The 18,143-nt window shown below is 49.5% G+C and carries 18 protein-coding genes and 1 riboswitch; of the genes, 6 read left to right on the top strand and 12 right to left on the bottom strand.

Going from position 1 to position 18,143, the window contains the following annotated elements; translation table 11 throughout:
• Positions 1-100 precede the first annotated feature (100 nt).
• Positions 101-1,273: a YhgE/Pip domain-containing protein gene (locus tag PAV_RS05450; protein WP_005544162.1), complete on the bottom strand. Its 1,173-nt coding sequence runs from the start codon at positions 1,271-1,273 to the stop codon at positions 101-103.
• Positions 1,274-1,379: 106 nt separating this feature from the next.
• On the bottom strand, positions 1,380-1,901 hold the full coding sequence (locus tag PAV_RS05445) for a TetR/AcrR family transcriptional regulator (protein ID WP_005544160.1): 522 nt from the start codon (positions 1,899-1,901) through the stop codon (positions 1,380-1,382).
• Positions 1,902-2,645: 744 nt separating this feature from the next.
• Between PAV_RS05445 and thrS the strand changes: the two genes are divergently transcribed.
• From thrS to PAV_RS05425, 4 genes are all read left to right on the top strand, one after another.
• Positions 2,646-4,559, top strand: a complete 1,914-nt coding sequence (gene thrS, locus PAV_RS05440) for a threonine--tRNA ligase (RefSeq protein WP_005544158.1) — start codon at positions 2,646-2,648, stop codon at positions 4,557-4,559.
• 49 nt (positions 4,560-4,608) lie between these two features.
• Positions 4,609-5,547: a GNAT family N-acetyltransferase gene (locus PAV_RS05435; protein WP_005544157.1), complete on the top strand. Its 939-nt coding sequence runs from the start codon at positions 4,609-4,611 to the stop codon at positions 5,545-5,547.
• A 267-nt stretch (positions 5,548-5,814) separates the two neighbouring features.
• Positions 5,815-6,402 carry a YkoP family protein gene (locus PAV_RS05430; RefSeq protein WP_005544156.1) on the top strand — a complete coding sequence of 196 codons (588 nt, stop codon included), beginning with the start codon at positions 5,815-5,817 and terminating at the stop codon, positions 6,400-6,402.
• 1 nt (position 6,403) lies between these two features.
• Positions 6,404-7,132, top strand: a complete 729-nt coding sequence (locus tag PAV_RS05425; protein WP_005544154.1) for a polysaccharide deacetylase family protein — start codon at positions 6,404-6,406, stop codon at positions 7,130-7,132.
• Between the two features lie 169 nt (positions 7,133-7,301).
• On the opposite strand, the gene thiE is transcribed toward PAV_RS05425, so the two are convergent.
• The 10 genes from thiE to PAV_RS05375 form a co-directional block, all read right to left on the bottom strand.
• Positions 7,302-7,964, bottom strand: coding sequence for a thiamine phosphate synthase (thiE, locus tag PAV_RS05420; protein WP_005544152.1), 663 nt, complete (start codon positions 7,962-7,964; stop codon positions 7,302-7,304).
• Complete coding sequence (thiD, locus tag PAV_RS05415; protein ID WP_005544150.1) at positions 7,961-8,785, bottom strand: bifunctional hydroxymethylpyrimidine kinase/phosphomethylpyrimidine kinase; 825 nt, start codon at positions 8,783-8,785, stop codon at positions 7,961-7,963. The genes thiE and thiD overlap by 4 nt, the downstream gene beginning before the upstream one ends.
• Complete coding sequence (thiM, locus tag PAV_RS05410; protein ID WP_005544148.1) at positions 8,776-9,621, bottom strand: hydroxyethylthiazole kinase; 846 nt, start codon at positions 9,619-9,621, stop codon at positions 8,776-8,778. The genes thiD and thiM overlap by 10 nt, the downstream gene beginning before the upstream one ends.
• 2 nt (positions 9,622-9,623) lie before the next feature.
• Positions 9,624-10,319 (bottom strand): thiaminase II, encoded by a 696-nt coding sequence (gene tenA / locus PAV_RS05405; protein WP_005544146.1) that lies wholly within the window; start codon positions 10,317-10,319, stop codon positions 9,624-9,626.
• A gap of 130 nt (positions 10,320-10,449) precedes the next feature.
• A riboswitch (TPP riboswitch) is annotated at positions 10,450-10,553 on the bottom strand.
• A gap of 83 nt (positions 10,554-10,636) precedes the next feature.
• Positions 10,637-11,440 (bottom strand): DeoR/GlpR family DNA-binding transcription regulator, encoded by an 804-nt coding sequence (locus PAV_RS05400; RefSeq protein WP_005544144.1) that lies wholly within the window; start codon positions 11,438-11,440, stop codon positions 10,637-10,639.
• Positions 11,424-12,440 (bottom strand): ABC transporter ATP-binding protein, encoded by a 1,017-nt coding sequence (locus PAV_RS05395; RefSeq protein ID WP_005544143.1) that lies wholly within the window; start codon positions 12,438-12,440, stop codon positions 11,424-11,426. The genes PAV_RS05400 and PAV_RS05395 overlap by 17 nt, the downstream gene beginning before the upstream one ends.
• Position 12,441: 1 nt before the next feature.
• On the bottom strand, positions 12,442-13,299 hold the full coding sequence (locus tag PAV_RS05390) for an ABC transporter permease (protein ID WP_005544142.1): 858 nt from the start codon (positions 13,297-13,299) through the stop codon (positions 12,442-12,444).
• On the bottom strand, positions 13,296-14,141 hold the full coding sequence (locus PAV_RS05385) for an ABC transporter permease (RefSeq protein ID WP_005544140.1): 846 nt from the start codon (positions 14,139-14,141) through the stop codon (positions 13,296-13,298). Before PAV_RS05385 ends, PAV_RS05390 begins: the two co-directional genes overlap by 4 nt.
• 129 nt (positions 14,142-14,270) lie before the next feature.
• Positions 14,271-15,131, bottom strand: a complete 861-nt coding sequence (locus PAV_RS05380; RefSeq protein ID WP_005544138.1) for an alkaline phosphatase family protein — start codon at positions 15,129-15,131, stop codon at positions 14,271-14,273.
• On the bottom strand, positions 15,121-16,215 hold the full coding sequence (locus PAV_RS05375) for an ABC transporter substrate-binding protein (RefSeq protein ID WP_005544136.1): 1,095 nt from the start codon (positions 16,213-16,215) through the stop codon (positions 15,121-15,123). The genes PAV_RS05380 and PAV_RS05375 overlap by 11 nt, the downstream gene beginning before the upstream one ends.
• A gap of 203 nt (positions 16,216-16,418) precedes the next feature.
• On the opposite strand from PAV_RS05375, the gene PAV_RS05370 reads away from it, so the two are divergent.
• Both PAV_RS05370 and PAV_RS05365 read left to right on the top strand, forming a co-directional pair.
• Positions 16,419-17,051 (top strand): NAD(P)-dependent oxidoreductase, encoded by a 633-nt coding sequence (locus tag PAV_RS05370; protein WP_005544134.1) that lies wholly within the window; start codon positions 16,419-16,421, stop codon positions 17,049-17,051.
• 117 nt (positions 17,052-17,168) lie between these two features.
• Complete coding sequence (locus PAV_RS05365; protein ID WP_005544133.1) at positions 17,169-18,098, top strand: manganese-dependent inorganic pyrophosphatase; 930 nt, start codon at positions 17,169-17,171, stop codon at positions 18,096-18,098.
• The last annotated feature ends 45 nt before the right edge of the window (positions 18,099-18,143 follow it).

Below are 18,143 nucleotides of genomic sequence, written 5' to 3'. Positions count from 1 at the left end.
ATTAACGAGTGAAGCGCCATCTATTCGCATAATGCGGAGGACGGCGCTTCGTTGGATTTTATTACACGCTCTCTACAATCATGACGAGTTTACGTACGGGCTACGACGCCAATTGAGTATGCTCTTTCGGCTTGCGCTTCAGTAACTGTATGCCTCCCACTATAGCGACTGTCAGTAAGATAACAATTGCCAAGATGAGCAAGAGCGAATAGATTGAATTCGTTATGGCTGGACCGCCGTTCACCAAATTCATAATCCCATTGACCGCATAGGTGGCAGGAGAGTAATCACTTATCGTCCGATAGAAGGTCGGCAGCAGCTCGCGCGGCAGCATGGCTCCAGATGTAATCAATTGAATCGACAACAGGGCAATATTGACCCATGCGCCTGCATCACTAAAGATATAAAATGAAAGCTGCACGACATATAAAAATGTAATGACATAGACGAGCTGGAACAGCCACATCAAGGCAATACCTTGTTCAGAATGAACGCCCATAAGTGTAACCATGCCTGTGCCAACAGTTGTGATCACAATAGAGGCTGTAATAGTAAGCAATGAGCGGGCCGTTAGCAAAGTCCAGCGGCCGCATGTCTGCTTGATTGTTTTGGCGGCCTTATTCATTTCCATGGCGAGCAGCATACAGCCGACAAAAGAAGCAAGCAGCATCATCATAGGTACCATCGACCATGAAAAATTAGAGATGGGGTGAAGGCTGTTCATATCGGCTACGATGCGCGCAGCCATTGACTCTGAGAGACTACTCGCTTGTATATGTGGAATTTGTGCCTGCTCCAGTACATTAGTCATACCCGTACGAACCGCTTGTTCATTGAGCGAGGCAGTAAGTTGACTTGCGACCGATTGCATCACACTTTTCACCATGCTTGGATTGGATTCATTCACAGAGTAGGTGACGACTGCCTTCTGAGCTGGATCCATCAACTGCTTAGAGAAGTTTTCTGGGATGTGCACGACCATTTGCAGCTTGCGTTCGTTAAGATGTGTCATCGCTTGTTCCAGACTGGCTTCCTCCGTCATATGAAAAGGCAGCTTTTCTATCATCGCTTGCACGGCTTGCGTGCCGATCGCTTGATCCTCATTCACAACCGCTATGGCGAGCCGATTCACATTGTCCGTCAAATGGTCATATCCCGTCAGCCAGATTAGGCTGAACAACATTTGAAAAATAAGCGCAGTTATCATGCCGATTATGATTGTCGGCGACTTCAATAGGTGAAAATAAGCTGATTTTACAGACATCTTGTTCATGAATACATACACCTCATACCTTTATTTATTTATTTATCAGTCAATAAATATAACGCAAAAAAAGTGCGACCTCGCAGAGGCGCAGTGAAGCAGGTTCTTATACCGTTTATTGTTTTGGCCACGGTGATAAATTAGGCGCTTCTAGCACCTCTGACATCGTAATAATTAGACCGGAGCCGATGAACATGCTGGCAGCGAACTTGGCATTCGGAATTCCAGCTTGTTCAAAGCGTCGAATGACGGTCTGATGAATCAAGGTGAAATGGTCGCGCACCGCATCTCGCACCGCTGGCTCTGATGTCGTAAATGCCTGCATTGTCACAAGCATCTCGTCGCGATGCGTCTCGATAAGTTTGCCGAAGGCGCGTCCCATCGTCTCCACTAACTGTTCAGGGGGGGCATCCACACTGGAAAAGGCCTCTTCAATTTTCCCCTTAGCGCGTTCGAGAACAGCAATGAATAATTCTTCCTTGGATTTGAAAAAGTGAAACACATAGGGCTGCGTCACACCAGCCGCCTTGGCGACATTAGCGGTTGTAGTTTTGTAAAAACCGTGCTCGGCAAAGGATGCGACAGCGGCGTCAATAATTTGATCCTTGCGAGAGGGAGAGGCTTCTTTTGGCGACATGTCGGTTCAACACCTTACTTGAATTAGTTATTTATTAATCAATAAATTAATGCTTCTCGTACGAATTGTCAAGCGAATATAACAAAAAGGGATGGGTACTTTCAAGCCAAGATCATGGTCTGCCTTAGTCCAAGCAGAATGCCTTTTTAAGGCATGTATTCCCTTCTGTACGTAGTTCATGAAGCCGGAATGCTTCCTCTTTGTAAAATATGGACAATTTACCTGCGACGTTATGCTAGCACAGCCCTATATGCAGATCAATGGGGTTCCTTTGGAAGAGCGAGGAAATTTATCTTTTAAAAATTTATCTTGACTTTTCTTGCGAAATGTGGGTAACATTATCTCCATATTCATCAGGCGATGACCAAAGACATGATTTCCTGCACGAGCTGTCCAGAGAGAGAAGCGATTGGTGCAAGCTTCTTCAGCTACGGTTGTGAAATTACCCCTTTGCAGCCGTGGTGTTGAACTCAAGAGGCCGCAATTGCGATCCAAGCAGTTGCAAGCGGCGACTTGATAGTAAGCAGCACCGTCCCATCCTCGTTATCGGATGACCAATGAAGGATCTTGCAATTGCAGGGAATGGCGGCTTGGCCCGTTCCAACACACAATGCAGGATTGAATTAGGGTGGAACCACGAGACAGAACGCACTCGTCCCTTACGGGGAGAGATGCGTTTTTTTGCGTTCTCTCAGGGCGGCGTTCTCCATTCAATAACGACTATGAGGAAAGGGAGGCTGAAGCATGGAGATCAAGGTAACATTTCCAGACGAATCGAACAGGAGGTATTTGCAAGGCACGACCATCGAAGAAGTTGCAGCATCGATTAGCACAAGCTTGAAGAAGCAAGCACTTGCCGGAAAAATCGACGGTACGCTCATGGATGTTGACACTGCGATCGAGCATGACAGCCTCATTGAGATCGTCACAGCAGACAGCAAGGATGGTCTTGCCATCATTCGACACAGCACGGCACATATTTTGGCGCAAGCCATGAAACGCATATATGGAACGGATGCAGTTAAGCTCGGGATTGGACCGGTCATTGAGGATGGCTTTTATTACGATATTGATATTGAAAAGCCATTGTCGACCGAAGACCTTGCGGCCATTGAACAAGAGATGTCCCGCATCATTCAGGAAAACCTGCCGATTCAGCGCGAGGTAGTCAGCCGAGAAGAAGCCATTCGCCTGTTTACAGAATTGAAGGAGCCGTTGAAGCTGGAACTGATTCACGACCTGCCGGAGGATGCGGTCATTCGAATTTACAAGCAGGGGGAATTCCTTGACCTGTGCCGCGGACCCCATGTTCCATCGACTGGGCGCATTAAGGCATTCAAGCTGATGAAGGTGTCTGGCGCATATTGGCGGGGGGATTCGAACAACAAAATGCTGCAGCGCGTATACGGCACAGCTTTTGCAAAGAAGGATCAACTGGATGACTATTTGCATATGCTCAAAGAGGCCAAGAAGCGCGACCACCGCAAGCTTGGAACGGAGCTCGGACTGTTCATGTTCTCTGAAGAGGCGCCGGGCATGCCATTCTACTTGCCGAACGGCATGATCATTCGCACAGAGCTGGAAGATTTCGCGCGCGGGCTTCAGCGAAGACGCGGCTATGACGAAGTTCGCACGCCGCTTATGATGAACAACCGCTTGTGGGAGCAGTCCGGGCATTGGGATCATTACAAGGACAATATGTACTTCACTAAGGTTGACGATACAACATTCGCTCTGAAGCCAATGAACTGCCCGGGACATATGCTGATTTATAAAAATGAAATGCACTCGTATCGCGAGCTTCCGATTCGACTTGGCGAGTTCGGTCAAGTGCATCGTCATGTAATGTCCGGCGCTTTAAATGGCATGCTTCGCGTCCGCACGTTCTGTCAGGATGATGCGCATCTTTTTGTCCGCCCGGATCAGATCGAAGAAGAGATCGGCAAGGTTATGGCGCTGATTGATCATATTTATAACGTATTTGGCTTCGAATACAAAATTGAATTGTCCACGCGGCCAGAGGATTCAATGGGCTCCGAGGAATTATGGAACGAAGCGGAGCGCGCACTGCAAACCGTATTGGATAAGCGCGGTGTCGCATACCGGATCAATGAAGGGGACGGTGCCTTCTATGGGCCGAAAATCGACTTTCATATTTTGGACGCACTCAAGCGGAGCTGGCAATGCGGTACGATTCAGCTCGACTTCCAAATGCCGGAGAAATTCGACCTGTCCTATATTGGAGAGGATAGCCTGAAGCATCGGCCTGTTGTTATTCACCGCGCGGTGTATGGCTCGATTGATCGGTTCATTGGCATATTGACAGAGCATTATGCAGGAGCATTCCCGACATGGCTTGCGCCCGTTCAGGTGGCGGTACTGCCTGTGTCGGATCTTTTCGCCGATTATGCATATCAAGTGAAGGAGTCGCTGGAACAGTCGGGCATTCGTGTGCAAGTGGATGCGCGCAATGAGCGTTTAGGATTCAAAATACGCGAAGCGCAGAAAAGCAAAGTTCCTTACATGCTAATTGTAGGAGAGCAAGAGCAGGCTAGCAGAAGCGTGTCCGTCCGTAAGCGGGGCGAGGGCGATCTAGGAATGCAGCCAATTCAACAAATTGCTGAGTGGATTGAAAAGGAAATAATAGCCAAGGTGTAGAATAAAATCTCATGAATTCGCATTTTGAACGCGAAGGAGATGAGTAGAGATGAACTTCACAGGCTTGCGAACCTATACCCAAATGAATGATGAACAGCTTAAGGGACTGCGCCGTTTGGAAGGCATATGCAATGAGCATGATCAAATTTTTTTGAAGCTGAATTGGGATATGCTTACTGCACGTACGGATAATCTTGCTAATGACTATGTGTATACGGCTAATGGCGAGATCGTCGGATTCCTTGGGATATTTCAGTTCAGTCCGTCGGAAGTGGAGATTAGCGGGATGGTACATCCCAAGTACCGGCGTCAAGGCATATTCAGTCAGCTTGTCAAGGAAGCGAAGCAGGAGTGCAGGAAACGCCGAGTGGAGAAGCTTATTTTTATCTGTGCTCGTTCTGCCCAATCTGGGAAGGGATTTTTGGAGAGCATTGGGTCGAAGTACAGCTTCGCCGAATACTGGATGAAGCTTGACGGTGGGAAGGAGCTTAACAGCGATTTCGCTGCCTGCTCAGCGCCACTTCGTTTACGATCGGCGGAAGCGGATGACGTAGATATGCTGATTAAGGTGAACATGGATGGCTTTGATTTGAAGGAAGAAGAAGCAAGAGGGTACGTAGAAGGTACGTTGAGCTCTTCTGTTGATCGCATTCATGTTATCGAGATTCAGCAGGACAACGGGGAAGGGCTGCCAATCGGAAAAATTCATGTGATGCAGGAGGAAGGCAATGCATTTCTGTTCGGCTTCAGTATTCTGTCTGAGCATCGAGGCAAAGGATACGGCCGTTGGGTGCTGGAGAGCATGATTCGGCATATTCGGGAGCATCAGCCGTCCGCTATGATCGAATTAGAGGTTGCAGTCGAGAATGATAGGGCGCTTGGGTTATATACGTCTTGCGGCTTCCAAGTGCGCAATGTGAACGACTATCACGTATTAGAGCTGGCGTCCGAGCCGGCCGAACGGTCGTCAGATAGCTGCATGGTTTAGGAGTCTATTACATGTAAGAATAAATCGGATGATCCAAAGAGTATCCGTCCAGCTAATGAATACGGAAGAAAAAGCAGTGTGGCACAGAAATTGAAGTGCTGCACTGTTTTTTGTTGTCTAATGAGAAAAATTGGCAGGTATTATTCTTTGCTCGTGTTGTCTATTTAAGGAACTTGTAAGAATGGGGTAAGAAAAAGAGAATTCTGCCATGTACGATGTAATCAAGACAAAGAAATGAATTTTCTTATAGGAAGGATTTGATTGTGCATGATATCCGCCTTGGGCAACAAGATGCTGCAATCGCTGTGGATGACATGGGAGGCTGTATTCGAAATGATTACTCCTCTGCGGAGCGTATATCAGTCTCAGTACGGAATATGCAAAATTGTCGTTCGAACACATCGGGGCTCCTCTATTCGCTGTGAGGATGGAACCTGTATTCATAAAGGGGATTATGTCTGTGAGATCCATCTTGATAATCGGGAGGTGCTGGAGCTGTCACGTACGGTAGGTGCGGATCGTGCAGCACTTGTTACGGCGCGCAGGCTGCGCGATGCGCTGAAGCATATCGGCCATGCGGTTGACACGAAACCCGAATTAGCGAAGGTGAGGGCGCTGACGGGGATCACTCTGCTTCATCGCGGCATTATTCATGGGTTAGGCTTCGAGCTGCATCCATTGGAAACGAAGTGGATGAATCAAGTATCCACCATATATCTGCGCTTGCTGCTGCGCATGCTCAACCCGGATGGCGCCAAGCGGCTGAAGCAGCAGCGTTCCAAGCTTGTGCCGAAGATGCTTATGATGACAAGGGGAGCTCTTGTGAATCGATATGCGAGTGGGGGGAAGGTGTAACATGGATAATATCATAGCTGGGGTTCTATTATTAGTAATCATCATATATATGGGGCTTCCTTTTTTGCTGACTCGAATATGCGGCTGGGGCGTATTCCGCAAGGCGAGACGGAAGCGGGCACGTCGACATATTGCATTTACGTTCGATGATGGTCCTGATCCGGACTATACGCCAGAGCTGTTGGACTTGCTGCGCGAACGGGGCGTGAAAGCAACCTTTTTCGTTCTGGGCAGCAAGGCGGAAAAGTATCCGGAGCTCGTAAAACGCATGCACGAGGAAGGCCATCAGATAGGCATTCACAATTATACGCATATGCCAAACTGGATTATGAGTCCACGAAACATTCGGCGTGAGCATGTGGAGCGTTCTGCGGATATTATCGAACGCATTACAGGCGAGCGCCCAACCTTCTATCGCCCGCCGTGGGGGATATTGAATATCGGAGATTTGTTCCTGCTGCGCAAATCTTATCGAGTTGTGCTATGGTCGATTATTGCGCGGGATTGGAAGCTGGATACAGGGAAACGCAACTTGCGCAAGCTGCTTTCCGAACGCATCGAGCCAGGTGCGGTCATTGTGCTGCATGATAGCGGCGATACATTTGGCGCTGACAGGGAGGCACCCAAGCAAATGATCACGGTGCTGCGAGAAGTGTTATCCGAGACGAATCAACGTGGATTGAAATGTGTGCGCACGGATGAGTTACTGAAGCTTGAGCATGCAATGTAGAAGGGACGGGATTTAAAGGCAGTAAAGTCAAAAAGCAAAAAGAATCCGCCTACCAGCGGATTCTTTTGCTTTTATTCGTAGAAAATACTAAAAAATCGGTTCAATATCGATTCGTTTCATGGACTTACTGGAGATTAAAAATGGTTCGGCAAACTTTCTCGTAATCGAGTCAGCCAGTTGCCCTAGAAGCTAATATTTTGGCGGCTTGATATATATTTTCCGCATGGGTAATGGCAGAGATGACCGCGACCCCATCTGCACCTGCTTGTATTACATGTGGCGCACGGTCTGCCGTTATGCCGCCAATGGCTACGATCGGCATGGATGTTAGCTTTGTTAGCCGCTGAATGATTTCAGTGCCCTGCGGCTGCTGTGCATCTTCTTTGGAAGCAGTCGGATAAATCGGCCCTACGCCAAGATAATCGGCGCCCAGTTCTTCTGCCAGCCGAGCCTCGGCTGTAGAATGAACGGATACACCGAGGATTTTGTCGCCGATACGTTCCCTGACTTGGGCCGCAGGCTCGTCGTCCTGACCGATATGAACTCCGTCCGCATTCAAGGCAAGTGCCAGTTCCACATCATCGTTGACGATGAAGGGGACGCCGTGCCTTCTGCATATCGCCTGGATACGTCTTGCAAGATCTTCCTTTGCTGCAAGCCTCGCCGCCTTAGAGCCTTTTTCCCGGAACTGGATCATCGTTGCTCCTCCGCGTATGGCTTCCTCGACAACCGATGCCGGGTCTGTCTTGCAATTGGAGCTGCCGAGCACGAGGTACAGCCGCAAATAGGAACGCATGCGGCCTTCGTCAATACGGCTTTCTATACTTGTCATCTGACCACCCCATCCTTCTGCCGCTGCCGATATGCCCAGTGGTTTGTCGGGCCGTTGCCGCCGCCAAGACTAAGCGTCTCCTCTATTGCTGCCTGAATATAATGACGCGCAGTACGAACCGCTTCGTTGGGAGCAGCGCCTTTCGCGAGCTCTGCCGCAATAGCTGCCGAATAGGTGCATCCCGTGCCATGAGTATGCTTGGTCGTGATTCTCCGGTCTTCCAGCATTGTAAAGCAAGTCCCGTCAAAGAACAGGTCAACGGCAAGCTCGGTAGTCATGTCATGGCCGCCCTTGATGACGACCATTTTGGCGCCCCAATCGGCAATTTTCGTTGCGGCCTCGCACCGATCTTGCAGGGACACAATCTTCATTCCCGCAAGCGCTTCTGCCTCCGGGATGTTCGGGGTGACAATCAGCGCGAGCGGCAGCAGGCGGCTCTTCATGGCCTCAATGGCCTCTTTCTCGAGCAACTGCGCGCCTCCCTTGGCAATCATGACCGGGTCGACGACAACGTTGTTCCAGCCGAATGCTTCAAGACGATTCGCCACGGTCTCAATGATGTCTGCGCTGAACAGCATGCCTGTTTTGACAGCATCAACACCGATATCTTCTTCGACGGCGTTCATTTGTTCGGCAACGGCTTCAGGAGGCAGCGGGTACACACCATGAACGCCGAGCGTGTTCTGTACCGTCACGGCCGTAATCGCTGACATGCCGAATACCTTCAGCTCTTGGAATGTCTTGATGTCGGCTTGAATGCCTGCGCCTCCTCCGCTATCAGAGCCGGCAATCGTCAATGCTCGTGCAACCGTCATAGCCATACCTTCCTTCTTGCAGCAGCTTGGCGAGGGGTGATAGTCGAGGTTGCCGTATCGAACTGGCCGATTTCAGACAATGCATCAAGAAATGCGGTCTGGAAGCTGCCGGGCCCTCGGTGGCCAGCCGTTCGATAGGCTCTTGCGGCTGCGCACCCATAGTAAGACATCGCTGAGGCTCCTGCCAGCAATAAATCAGATTCTATCGCGGCAAATGCCCCGATTACAGATGTCAACAGACACCCGCTTCCCGTTATGCTCGTTAACATCGGATGACCGCCCGCAATGATGTAGCCCGTTGTACCGTCCGTAATGACGTCCTCTTTTCCCGAAATGGCAACGATTGTGCCAAACCGCTCGGCTGCCCGCGCAGCAAGATCGAACAACGCTTCCGGGGTGCGAGGGGATGCTTGGGACTCTACGCAATCAACGCCCTTGATTGCGCCGGCTTCACCCATTAGCTGGGCAATTTCCGCGGCGTTGCCGCGCACGATCGAGACGCGCAATTCTTTTAACATGTTCAGCGCTGCCTTCGTCCGATAAGGCGTTGCGCCTGCACCTACCGGATCGAGAAGAACCGGAATGCCGTGCACATTCGCCGATCGACCTGCGATAAGCATAGCTTCTATCATATCTGCATGGAGTGTACCAAGGTTCAGCACGAGCGCGTCTGCTGCCTTAGCCATGTCCGCGACCTCTTCCTTGGCCGAAGCCATCACAGGGGAGGCGCCAATGGCAAGCAAACCGTTGGCGGTAAAGTTGGCGACGACAATATTCGTAATATTATGGATGAGGGGGCGTCGTTCCTTAATGCGCAGGGGGAGGAGCTGCATGCCGTTCATCCTTACTTCACCTCTGCCTTCTCCGCCAAGCGTACCGGCCAGTCCTCTTCTTTATAAGCCATGTCCCAGAACATATATTCCAGTTGGCAACTGGTCAGAAAATGCTTTTTCAGCTGCTGCTTGCGTGCTGGTGAAAGCGGCATTACCCATTCATCCAGCATGCGGCGCATTTTGTCCGTAATCCCGCCGCCGAGGTCTCCATAGAAATGAATCCACTCATAGAACGGATGTGTCTCATCCGGATTTACTTCTTTTAGCAAGTGTTGTCCAATCTCCACATATGTCCAAGGGCACGGCAGCAAAGCTGCTATAATATCTTCCAATGTGCCCTCGTGAGCGACGGTCAGCATATGGGACACATAATGGCTTGCGGATGGAGCAAGCGGGTAGCCTTGGAGTTCTTCGAACGTCACGCCTGCTACGTCGCAAAAATTACGATGGGGGTGTGTCTCGCTTTTCAGCACAAACGAAATTTGCTCGTTGAAAAGAGCCATAGTATCACGGTTGTCGCATTTGGAAATCGCAATGCCATAAATACGAATAAAGGCGTTCAAATATTCAAAATCCTGCTTGACGTAGTGGATCAACTGCTCTTTCTTAACCGTACCCTCAGCAATTCCCCGAACGAACGGATGCTCCATGATTGCCCGGTATATCGGCTCCGCTTCGTTTCTCAGTTCCTCCGTAAATGTAAGCATGAACAGCACCTCCGCATGATTGGATAGTGGATGAATGCAAACTGAAATCTGGACAGGGAGCACTTCGCGGCAGCAAAAAAAGCCGCCCCGAAATGGAGCGGCTTCATCATGTCAGCATAAAAAAGCTATGAACCGGCCGTCTCCACTTCCCTCCGCCGGTATTACCCGGATCAGGTTCAAAGGGTCCAAAAATTCTTGTCTCAGCCGCCGATTGCGGCTCCCCTAGTGGATTTCATATTAAATTCATCTACTAGTTACTGTATCTTCCATTTTATATTTTGTCAAATGATGGGCTGTGTGAATGGTGCAAGTTCCCGTTAACTGCTAGTTATGGAGGAAGAGAGGGGTGCTGCTGCTATCCATTCAATATTCACGTTATCGCGTCTCCAATTGTTCGGCATGGGGTGATCGCAAATGACAGCCGTTGCTTGGTTCAAGTCGCAAATTCGGCATAACTGATTGACTCCCAGTTTCGTATGGTCGCCAAGCACGTATACATACTTGGATTGTTGAATCATTAGGGTCGAGCAAAACGACTCTTCCATGTCATAATCGCTAATTCCCGCAGGGGTAATGCCTGCGCAAGAGATGAATGCTTTATCAAAATGAAATCGTGTCAACAACTCGCAGGTCATAGCTCCGGCAATCGACTTCTGCTCGGGATGAGCGACACCCCCAAGCATGATGACCTTGCCTTCAAATAACTTGGCTTCCTGTCGCTCCATAAGCAGCTCCGCGGCAGGTATGGAGTTCGTCACGACGGTGACGCCGACGACTCCTCGAATTGCCCGCACAAGCTCGATCATCGTCGTGCCTACATCAATGACAATCGTATCTCCGTCTTGAATGAGTGCGGCGGCAGCTTCCCCGATAGCTCTTTTCGCCGCTTGCTCCATACTGCTCTTTTTACCGAATCGAGGCTCTATCTGCATATGGGAAAAGGCAATGGCCCCGCCGTATACTCGTTTGAGCATTTGCTTCGTTTCGAGCTCGTCAAGATCTCGTCGTATTGTTTCTGGCGTGACCTCCAAGCTGCTGGCCAAGGAAGCAACCTGTATTTTGCCATGCCGCTGTAGCTGCTGCAAAATATGCTGTCTACGTTCTTCAGGCAGTAGCGTCATGAAGCGGAATCACGTCCTTCGGATGCAGATACACCGTCGTTGTCGCACCTGCGCTGATCCAATCGGAATTCCGATGAATTTGATCGATGACGACATGCTCTCCATGCACGCATAATTCCATGCGCATAATATTGCCAAGCATCGTCACGTTGCGCACGATTCCCGTTACGGCCAACCCGCCAACGAGCGGCTGCCCGGAGAACGTCTCAGGTCGAATCGCATACAGCTTGCTGCCTGAAAGGCTGTACTCCGGTGCAATCTGTCCCAGCGTTTTGGCACTCCATACGTTGTAGCTGCCGATAAAGCGTGCTACGAACTCGCTGCTCGGTTGCGTATAGATCTCTTGCGGAGAACCGTGCTGCGCAATATTTCCTGCATTCATGATGTAAATATGATCGCTTACCGCCATCGCTTCTTCTTGGTCATGCGTAACGAGCACAGTCGTCATATTCAGCTCGCGCTGAATGGAACGAAGCTGTTGCTGCAGGTTTTTGCGAATTTGGGCGTCCAAGGCACTAAGCGGTTCATCCAGCAGAAGTAACTTAGGCTTGGTAACGAGTGAGCGGGCAAGTGCGACACGCTGCTGTTGTCCGCCAGAGAGCTCGCGCGGGAAAGACTTCTCTTTGCCTTGCAGTCCGGTCAGTTCAAGCATTTCGCCAACTGAACGGCGGATTTCATCAAGCGGCATTTTCTTCATCGTTAAGCCGAATGCGATATTATCAGATACCGTCATATTCGGGAACAGAGCGTAAGACTGGAACACCATGCCGATTTCCCGATCCTTTGGCTCGACAGCGGTGACATCCTTGCCGTCGATATGAATTGTTCCGCTATCCAATGGGGCTAGTCCGGACAGGATGCGCAGCAGTGTACTTTTACCGCAGCCGCTAGGGCCAAGCAGGGTAACCAATTCACCTTTTTGAATATGCAGGTTGATGCTGTTCAGCACCTTTTGTTTATTGAATGTCTTGGCAACTTGGTTCATCTGTACATAGCTCATTTTAGGAAGCCTCCTTGCTTATCATAGCTGGGGTAGTCGGAACGGGATTATTGAAGGTATCTTCAACTGGCTCTGCGAATGGCTTGGATGTCCGCCCGGTCAGCTTTACGATCCATGCGCTCAATATGGCCATCAGAATGAAATAGGTAACAGTAATGGCGCTTGCAATATGTCCGCTCTTGTTGAGCTGAGCATATAAATAGAGCTGCATCGTCTCAAAACGTCCGCCGACCAATATGTTAATGAGGACGAACTCTCCAAACAGAATGGAGAAGGAGAGGAGCGCGGATACGAGAATGCCTGGCATAATGTTCGGCACGATGACGCGCAGAAATGCCGTCATTCGACTTGCTCCCAGCAGCTCTGCTGCTTCCATCAACGATTCGGCCTGAACAGCGCGCAGGCTGTTGCGTGTTCCTTGGTACATGAACGGCAGCATGCCGACGACATAGGCTCCGAAGACGATGATGATCATGGAGAAGCCTTTGTCCGAGTAAGCGCGAATCAAGCCGACGGCCATAATGACACCGGGAACCGCATAGGTGAGCATGACAAGCGTCTGCACCCAACGCTCCAACTTCGGTGCATATAAGGAAATGGCGAACGTAGCCGGCACGATGACGATAACCGCTGTCAAGGTAGCTGCACTGCTTAGCATCAGGGATCGTCCGAACGCCTCCATAAAGCGGGTATCCTGGAACAGTTCGCCGAACCATTTCAGCGTTAACCCTTCCGGCAAAATCGTTTGATTCCATGTCGTCGCGAGCGAATACAGCATGGTGGCAATGACCGGAATGAACAGATAGAGCAATACTGCGGAAAAGGCGAGGGTTGGCAAAGAGCGAGTCAGTCGTTTCATGGCAAATCCCTCCGAACTTTGCGCGTCAGCCATTCATTGACGAGCATGGCGGCTAGCAGCGTCAAGCCTAGCAGCACGCCCAAAGCGCTCCCTAGCTCTGGACGGGCGAAAATATCTCCCGACACGAGAGCGCCGATACGAACAGGCACAAGGTTGTAGTTGCTGCCTGTCAGGGCATAGGCAGATGCATATGCACCCATCGCATTCGCGAACAAGATACTAAATGTGCCTGCGATCCCTGGCAGAAGTACTGGCAGACCAATGCGTTTCCAAAATTGAAACGGCGAAGCGCCCAGCAGTGAAGCAGCTTCCTTCCAGTTGTCTTGAATGGCATGGTACAACGGGTAGAGCAGCATAATGGCCAGCGGAAGCTGGAAATACACATAAATAATCGTCAATCCAGACCATGAATACAGGTTGAACGTAGCCGTCATATCAATGCCGAACTGGCGGAACAGCATCGTGAACAGACCACTGTTGCCAAGAAGCACGATGAAGGCGAAGGCAAGCGGGATGCCTGCGAAGTTCGATGTTAAGTTCGTAATGACGAGCAGTCGTTCCTGCACGCGCTGCGGAAAGCGAGTAAGGGCGTATGCGGCAAATATAGCCGCAATGATGCCGATGAAGCTGGACAGCAGGGAAATGAGAATACTGTTCTCAAATGCCTTCCAGTAATACGGATTCGTGAATAGTTCCTTGTATTGATTAAACGTAAATGCCCCGCCGCCGTCTTCCTGAAAGCTTCCAGAAATCATAGTAAAGAGTGGGACGAACATGAACAGCGCCACAAAGATGAATAACGGGATAATCGTGATGTACAGCATGCTGTTAATCCGTTTCATGTACGTGCTCCTTTCCTGTAACGTTATTTCCTAAGTCACACCGTGATAAAAAACTCCTATCGAGGTAACTCTTGGTGAGCGACCGCGTCTCTCAAGGTATGTTTTTTTCCATTCCAGAAAGGCGCCTCCTTATGGAGACGCCGGCCTGAACTCCAGCATAGACAGCGGCTGCATCGCTTCAGATGGAGCGATGCCGAGCAAGCGGCAGGCGAGCGGCGCCAGTTGCAATTGAGGTATTTCCTGTTCATAAATGCCAGGTGTAATCTTGCCGCTAATGACGAACAGTGGAACATGCCGCTCTGCATCTGTTGTGCCGCCATGATTCCCATCATTGTTCATGCCATGGTCAGCAGTGACGATGATCTGATAGCCTGCGCCCGTCCAAGCTGGCAGCACAGACGCCAGAATAATATCTGCCGCCAGTGCGCGAGTGCGGTATTGAGCAGAATCTCCTGTGAACTTATGCCCGTCATCGTCAATGTTCATCGAATGGACGTACAAGAAGTCTGGAGCGTACTGCGTGAGCAAAAAGTTCGCGTCCGCGAACAGATGCGAGTCTGGATAGTAATCCTCAAAATAGAAGATTCCGTGCTGAATCGGCTTGTCGGTATTCAATTGTATGCGATCCGCTGCCAGATGGAACGGAGCAGAGTTGTACAGCTCGCTTACCCAATAATAAGAGGCGGTCGCATTTGTCAGTCCATTTTCCCGGGTTAAATGGAACAAGCTGCGTTCGTGCGATAATCGCACGGTTTGATTCGTAGCAATGCCGTGGCGCCATACCGGAGTGCCGGTCATCAGAACCTCGTACAGCGGGCGGGACAGGCTCGGCAGCTCGGAGCGCACTTTATAGCGCGCCGCCTTGCCGTATTCCACCAAGTGTTGCATGTATCCCATTTGCGTGAGAGCTGTATCATAGCGTAAGCCATCCAGCATGATGAAGATGAGCTTGTTGTCATGCTGCACGTTGTTCATGCTGTTATTTGACATGGATGAGCACCTGCTCTTGCCATAACTGCGGCAGCTTCTTCGTTGTCTCTTCCCATGCCTTCAGATCTTTTACAGGCTTAGCGTTGTTGTACATTTCATCTGGAAGAAGCATTGCTTTCGCATCGTCTGCGAGTTTCGCATTGGAGCGGATTGGACGAGCATAGCCGCGAGCCAGATTGGATTGTCCTTCGTCAGACAAGATGTATTCACGCGCCAGCATTGCTGCATGCGGGTGTTTCGAATACTTGTTAATGACGGTCGCATAGCCGCTCGTTGCAGAGGCTTCTTGTGGAATGACAACCTCGAAGCGATTCTTGTCAATTTTGTCACGGTAGCCTAAGGCGTTGAAGTCCCACAGGAATCCGACTTCAACTTCCCCTTTTTCCAGGTTGGCAAGTCCTGCATCATTGGAAGCGAGGCGGCCTTGCTTCGCCAGCTCAGCGAAGAAGTCGATGCCTGGTTGAATGTTCGTTTCATCACCGCCGAATGCGTATGCAGCAGCGAGAACTGCGAATTGTGCCTGGTTCGCCTTCATGACATCCCCAACAGCGACCTTGAATGTTCCATTTTTTATGTCAGCCCAAGATTTCGGCGGATTTTTTACTTTGTTCTTATCTGTGATGATGGACAATGTTCCCGTGTAGCCGAGCAGCCAATGACCTTCATCATCCTTGGCCCAGTCCGGAATGTCGTTCCAGTAGGACGTTTTATAGGGCAGCGTGAGTCCCTTTTGCTTCGCAAGCGGTCCGAACGCGATGCCGACATCGCCAATATCAGCGGTTGCGTCCTCCTTCTCTGACTCGAACTTCGCCAACTCTTCAGCACTGGACATATCCGTATCGATATGTTTCAAGCTATATTTCCTTCCTAAATCGTTCCACGTTTGCACCCAGTTCGCCCAAGTGTCAGGCATGCCCACCGAGTTGACTTGCCCCTCTTGTTTTGCCTTCTCCACAATTTGATCCGAGGTCAACTTGGAAGCGTCGATTACTTCATTCGCAGCTTGTCCAGATGAGCAGCCCGTAAGTAAAAATGCGGAAGCAAGTACCGTTGCTGTCCATTTCATGAAACGATGAGTTCGCATGAGTTCATGACTCCTTTTTCAATTAGTTTTCATTTTGGTTTCCTTCCGTTTACGTCTCTAATCATAAACAAACAAAGTTAAACCAACATCAAGCGGTTGATAAGGTATTGTAAAGGGTTGCAGGAAAGTGCTTCCTTTTAACCATAAAACCGTACTATAGAATGAATGTTTCTATGAAGCTACCAGAACAGGAGAGAAGAATATTGTCTAGGCAAACGCTTGCGATTATTGGAGGAACAGGGACAGTAGGAAGGCATGTAGCTGCAACCGCAATTGAACATGGATTTTCAGTACGTATTTTGGCACGCCGTCCGGAGCGAGTCCAATTGAAATCAGCGAACGCGATTATAGTAGAAGGAAATGCATCAGATAAAGCTGCCATTCGTTCTCTTTTAGAGGGAACGGATGGGGTTATTAATGCATTTGGACAGCCGATGCGAGACAAGCCGATTTATAGTGAAGTGACCAAGCAAGTGGTAGAGATAATGAATGAATTAGGTATTCGTAGATATATTGGGGTTACAGGGGGATCGCTTGATATCGAAGGAGACCGCAAATCGTGGATGAATCGAATCGGTGCACGCTTGTTCCGTCTATTCTACGGCGATATGATTCGGGATAAGCAGCGGGAGCTGGACATTTTACGTGCATATGAGTTGGATTGGACGCTTGTACGGCTGCCATTCGTGCACGAAGGTGATGTCAATAAGCCGGTGAAGGTTAGTCCTTATGATATGCCGGGGATGAGAATCTCAAATCATCGCATTGCTCAATTTCTAGTGGATCAAATAAAAGACGCAGCATATCTGCGCCAAACCCCATTTATTTCGCAATGATATTCCTACTAATGGAATGGGATTTTACCAACATTTGCGGTATAATCTTGATTGAACAAGATGATCTACGTTATACTTTTCTCACTACAAATATCGTGTATAAAGGGAGTTAGCGAAATGGAAAAGGTACTTATTTTCGGACATAAAAATCCAGACACAGATACGATTTGCTCCGCAATTGCATATGCAGACTTGAAAACACAATTGGGCTTTAACGTTGAACCCGTCCGTCTTGGCAGCGTGAACGGAGAAACACAATTTGCATTGGATACATTCCAAGCAGAAGCGCCACGTTTGGTAGAAACAGTAGCAAATGAAGCAAAAGGCGTTATCCTCGTTGACCACAATGAGCGCCAGCAAAGCGCAAATGATATCGAGCAAGTGGAAGTGCTTGAGGTTATCGACCACCACCGCATTGCGAATTTTGAAACAAGCGGTCCTTTGTACTACCGTGCTGAGCCTGTTGGATGCACAGCGACAATCTTGAACAAGATGTACAAAGAAAACGGCAAAACAATCAGCAAGAACATTGCTGGTTTGATGTTGTCTGCAATTATTTCCGACTCCTTACTGTTCAAGTCCCCGACTTGCACGGATCAAGACGTAGCCGCTGCTCGCGAATTGGCTGAAATTGCAGGCGTGGATGCAGAGAAGTATGGCTTGGACATGCTGAAAGCAGGCGCGGACTTGAGCAAGAAAACAATTGCAGAGCTGATCTCCCTTGATGCGAAGGAGTTCTCCATGGGCAGCTCCAAGGTTGAAATTGCGCAAGTCAATGCGGTTGATGTGAACGACGTATTGTCCCGCCAAGCTGAATTGGAAGCAGCTTTGTCCGATATCATTGCAACAAAAGGGCTCGACCTGTTCGTATTCGTTGTAACCGATATCTTGAACAGTGATTCCGTAGCGCTTGCGCTTGGTTCCAAATCAGAGGCGGTTGAAAAAGCGTACAATGTTTCGTTGGAAAATAACACAGCTTTGCTGAAGGGCGTTGTTTCCCGTAAGAAACAAATCGTTCCGATACTGACAGATACACTTAGCAAATAATAATATTCGCAGCAGATGAGCTTCTCTGTGTCAGACGACTGTTTC

Origin of the sequence: Paenibacillus alvei DSM 29 (genome assembly GCF_000293805.1) — a bacterium.
GTDB classification, from domain to species: Bacteria; Bacillota; Bacilli; order Paenibacillales; family Paenibacillaceae; genus Paenibacillus_B; species Paenibacillus_B alvei.
The sequence above is the reverse complement of the archived record's forward strand: the minus strand, read 5'-3'. Positions and strand labels throughout refer to the sequence as shown.

Excerpts from the sequence above, each read along its gene's own strand:
- PAV_RS05425 (WP_005544154.1), top strand. The coding sequence starts at position 6,404 with ATGGATAATATCATAGCTGGGGTTCTATTATTAGTAATCATCATATAT.
- PAV_RS05445 (WP_005544160.1), bottom strand. The coding sequence starts at position 1,901 with ATGTCGCCAAAAGAAGCCTCTCCCTCTCGCAAGGATCAAATTATTGAC.
- PAV_RS05390 (WP_005544142.1), bottom strand. The coding sequence starts at position 13,299 with ATGAAACGACTGACTCGCTCTTTGCCAACCCTCGCCTTTTCCGCAGTA.
- PAV_RS05385 (WP_005544140.1), bottom strand. The coding sequence starts at position 14,141 with ATGAAACGGATTAACAGCATGCTGTACATCACGATTATCCCGTTATTC.
- PAV_RS05395 (WP_005544143.1), bottom strand. The coding sequence starts at position 12,440 with ATGAGCTATGTACAGATGAACCAAGTTGCCAAGACATTCAATAAACAA.
- PAV_RS05450 (WP_005544162.1), bottom strand. The coding sequence starts at position 1,273 with ATGAACAAGATGTCTGTAAAATCAGCTTATTTTCACCTATTGAAGTCG.
- tenA (WP_005544146.1), bottom strand. The coding sequence starts at position 10,319 with ATGCTTACATTTACGGAGGAACTGAGAAACGAAGCGGAGCCGATATAC.
- PAV_RS05375 (WP_005544136.1), bottom strand. The coding sequence starts at position 16,215 with ATGCGAACTCATCGTTTCATGAAATGGACAGCAACGGTACTTGCTTCC.
- PAV_RS05435 (WP_005544157.1), top strand. The coding sequence starts at position 4,609 with ATGAACTTCACAGGCTTGCGAACCTATACCCAAATGAATGATGAACAG.
- thiM (WP_005544148.1), bottom strand. The coding sequence starts at position 9,621 with ATGAACGGCATGCAGCTCCTCCCCCTGCGCATTAAGGAACGACGCCCC.
- thiD (WP_005544150.1), bottom strand. The coding sequence starts at position 8,785 with ATGGCTATGACGGTTGCACGAGCATTGACGATTGCCGGCTCTGATAGC.
- PAV_RS05400 (WP_005544144.1), bottom strand. The coding sequence starts at position 11,440 with ATGACGCTACTGCCTGAAGAACGTAGACAGCATATTTTGCAGCAGCTA.
- PAV_RS05380 (WP_005544138.1), bottom strand. The coding sequence starts at position 15,131 with ATGTCAAATAACAGCATGAACAACGTGCAGCATGACAACAAGCTCATC.
- thiE (WP_005544152.1), bottom strand. The coding sequence starts at position 7,964 with ATGACAAGTATAGAAAGCCGTATTGACGAAGGCCGCATGCGTTCCTAT.
- thrS (WP_005544158.1), top strand. The coding sequence starts at position 2,646 with ATGGAGATCAAGGTAACATTTCCAGACGAATCGAACAGGAGGTATTTG.
- PAV_RS05365 (WP_005544133.1), top strand. The coding sequence starts at position 17,169 with ATGGAAAAGGTACTTATTTTCGGACATAAAAATCCAGACACAGATACG.
- PAV_RS05430 (WP_005544156.1), top strand. The coding sequence starts at position 5,815 with ATGATATCCGCCTTGGGCAACAAGATGCTGCAATCGCTGTGGATGACA.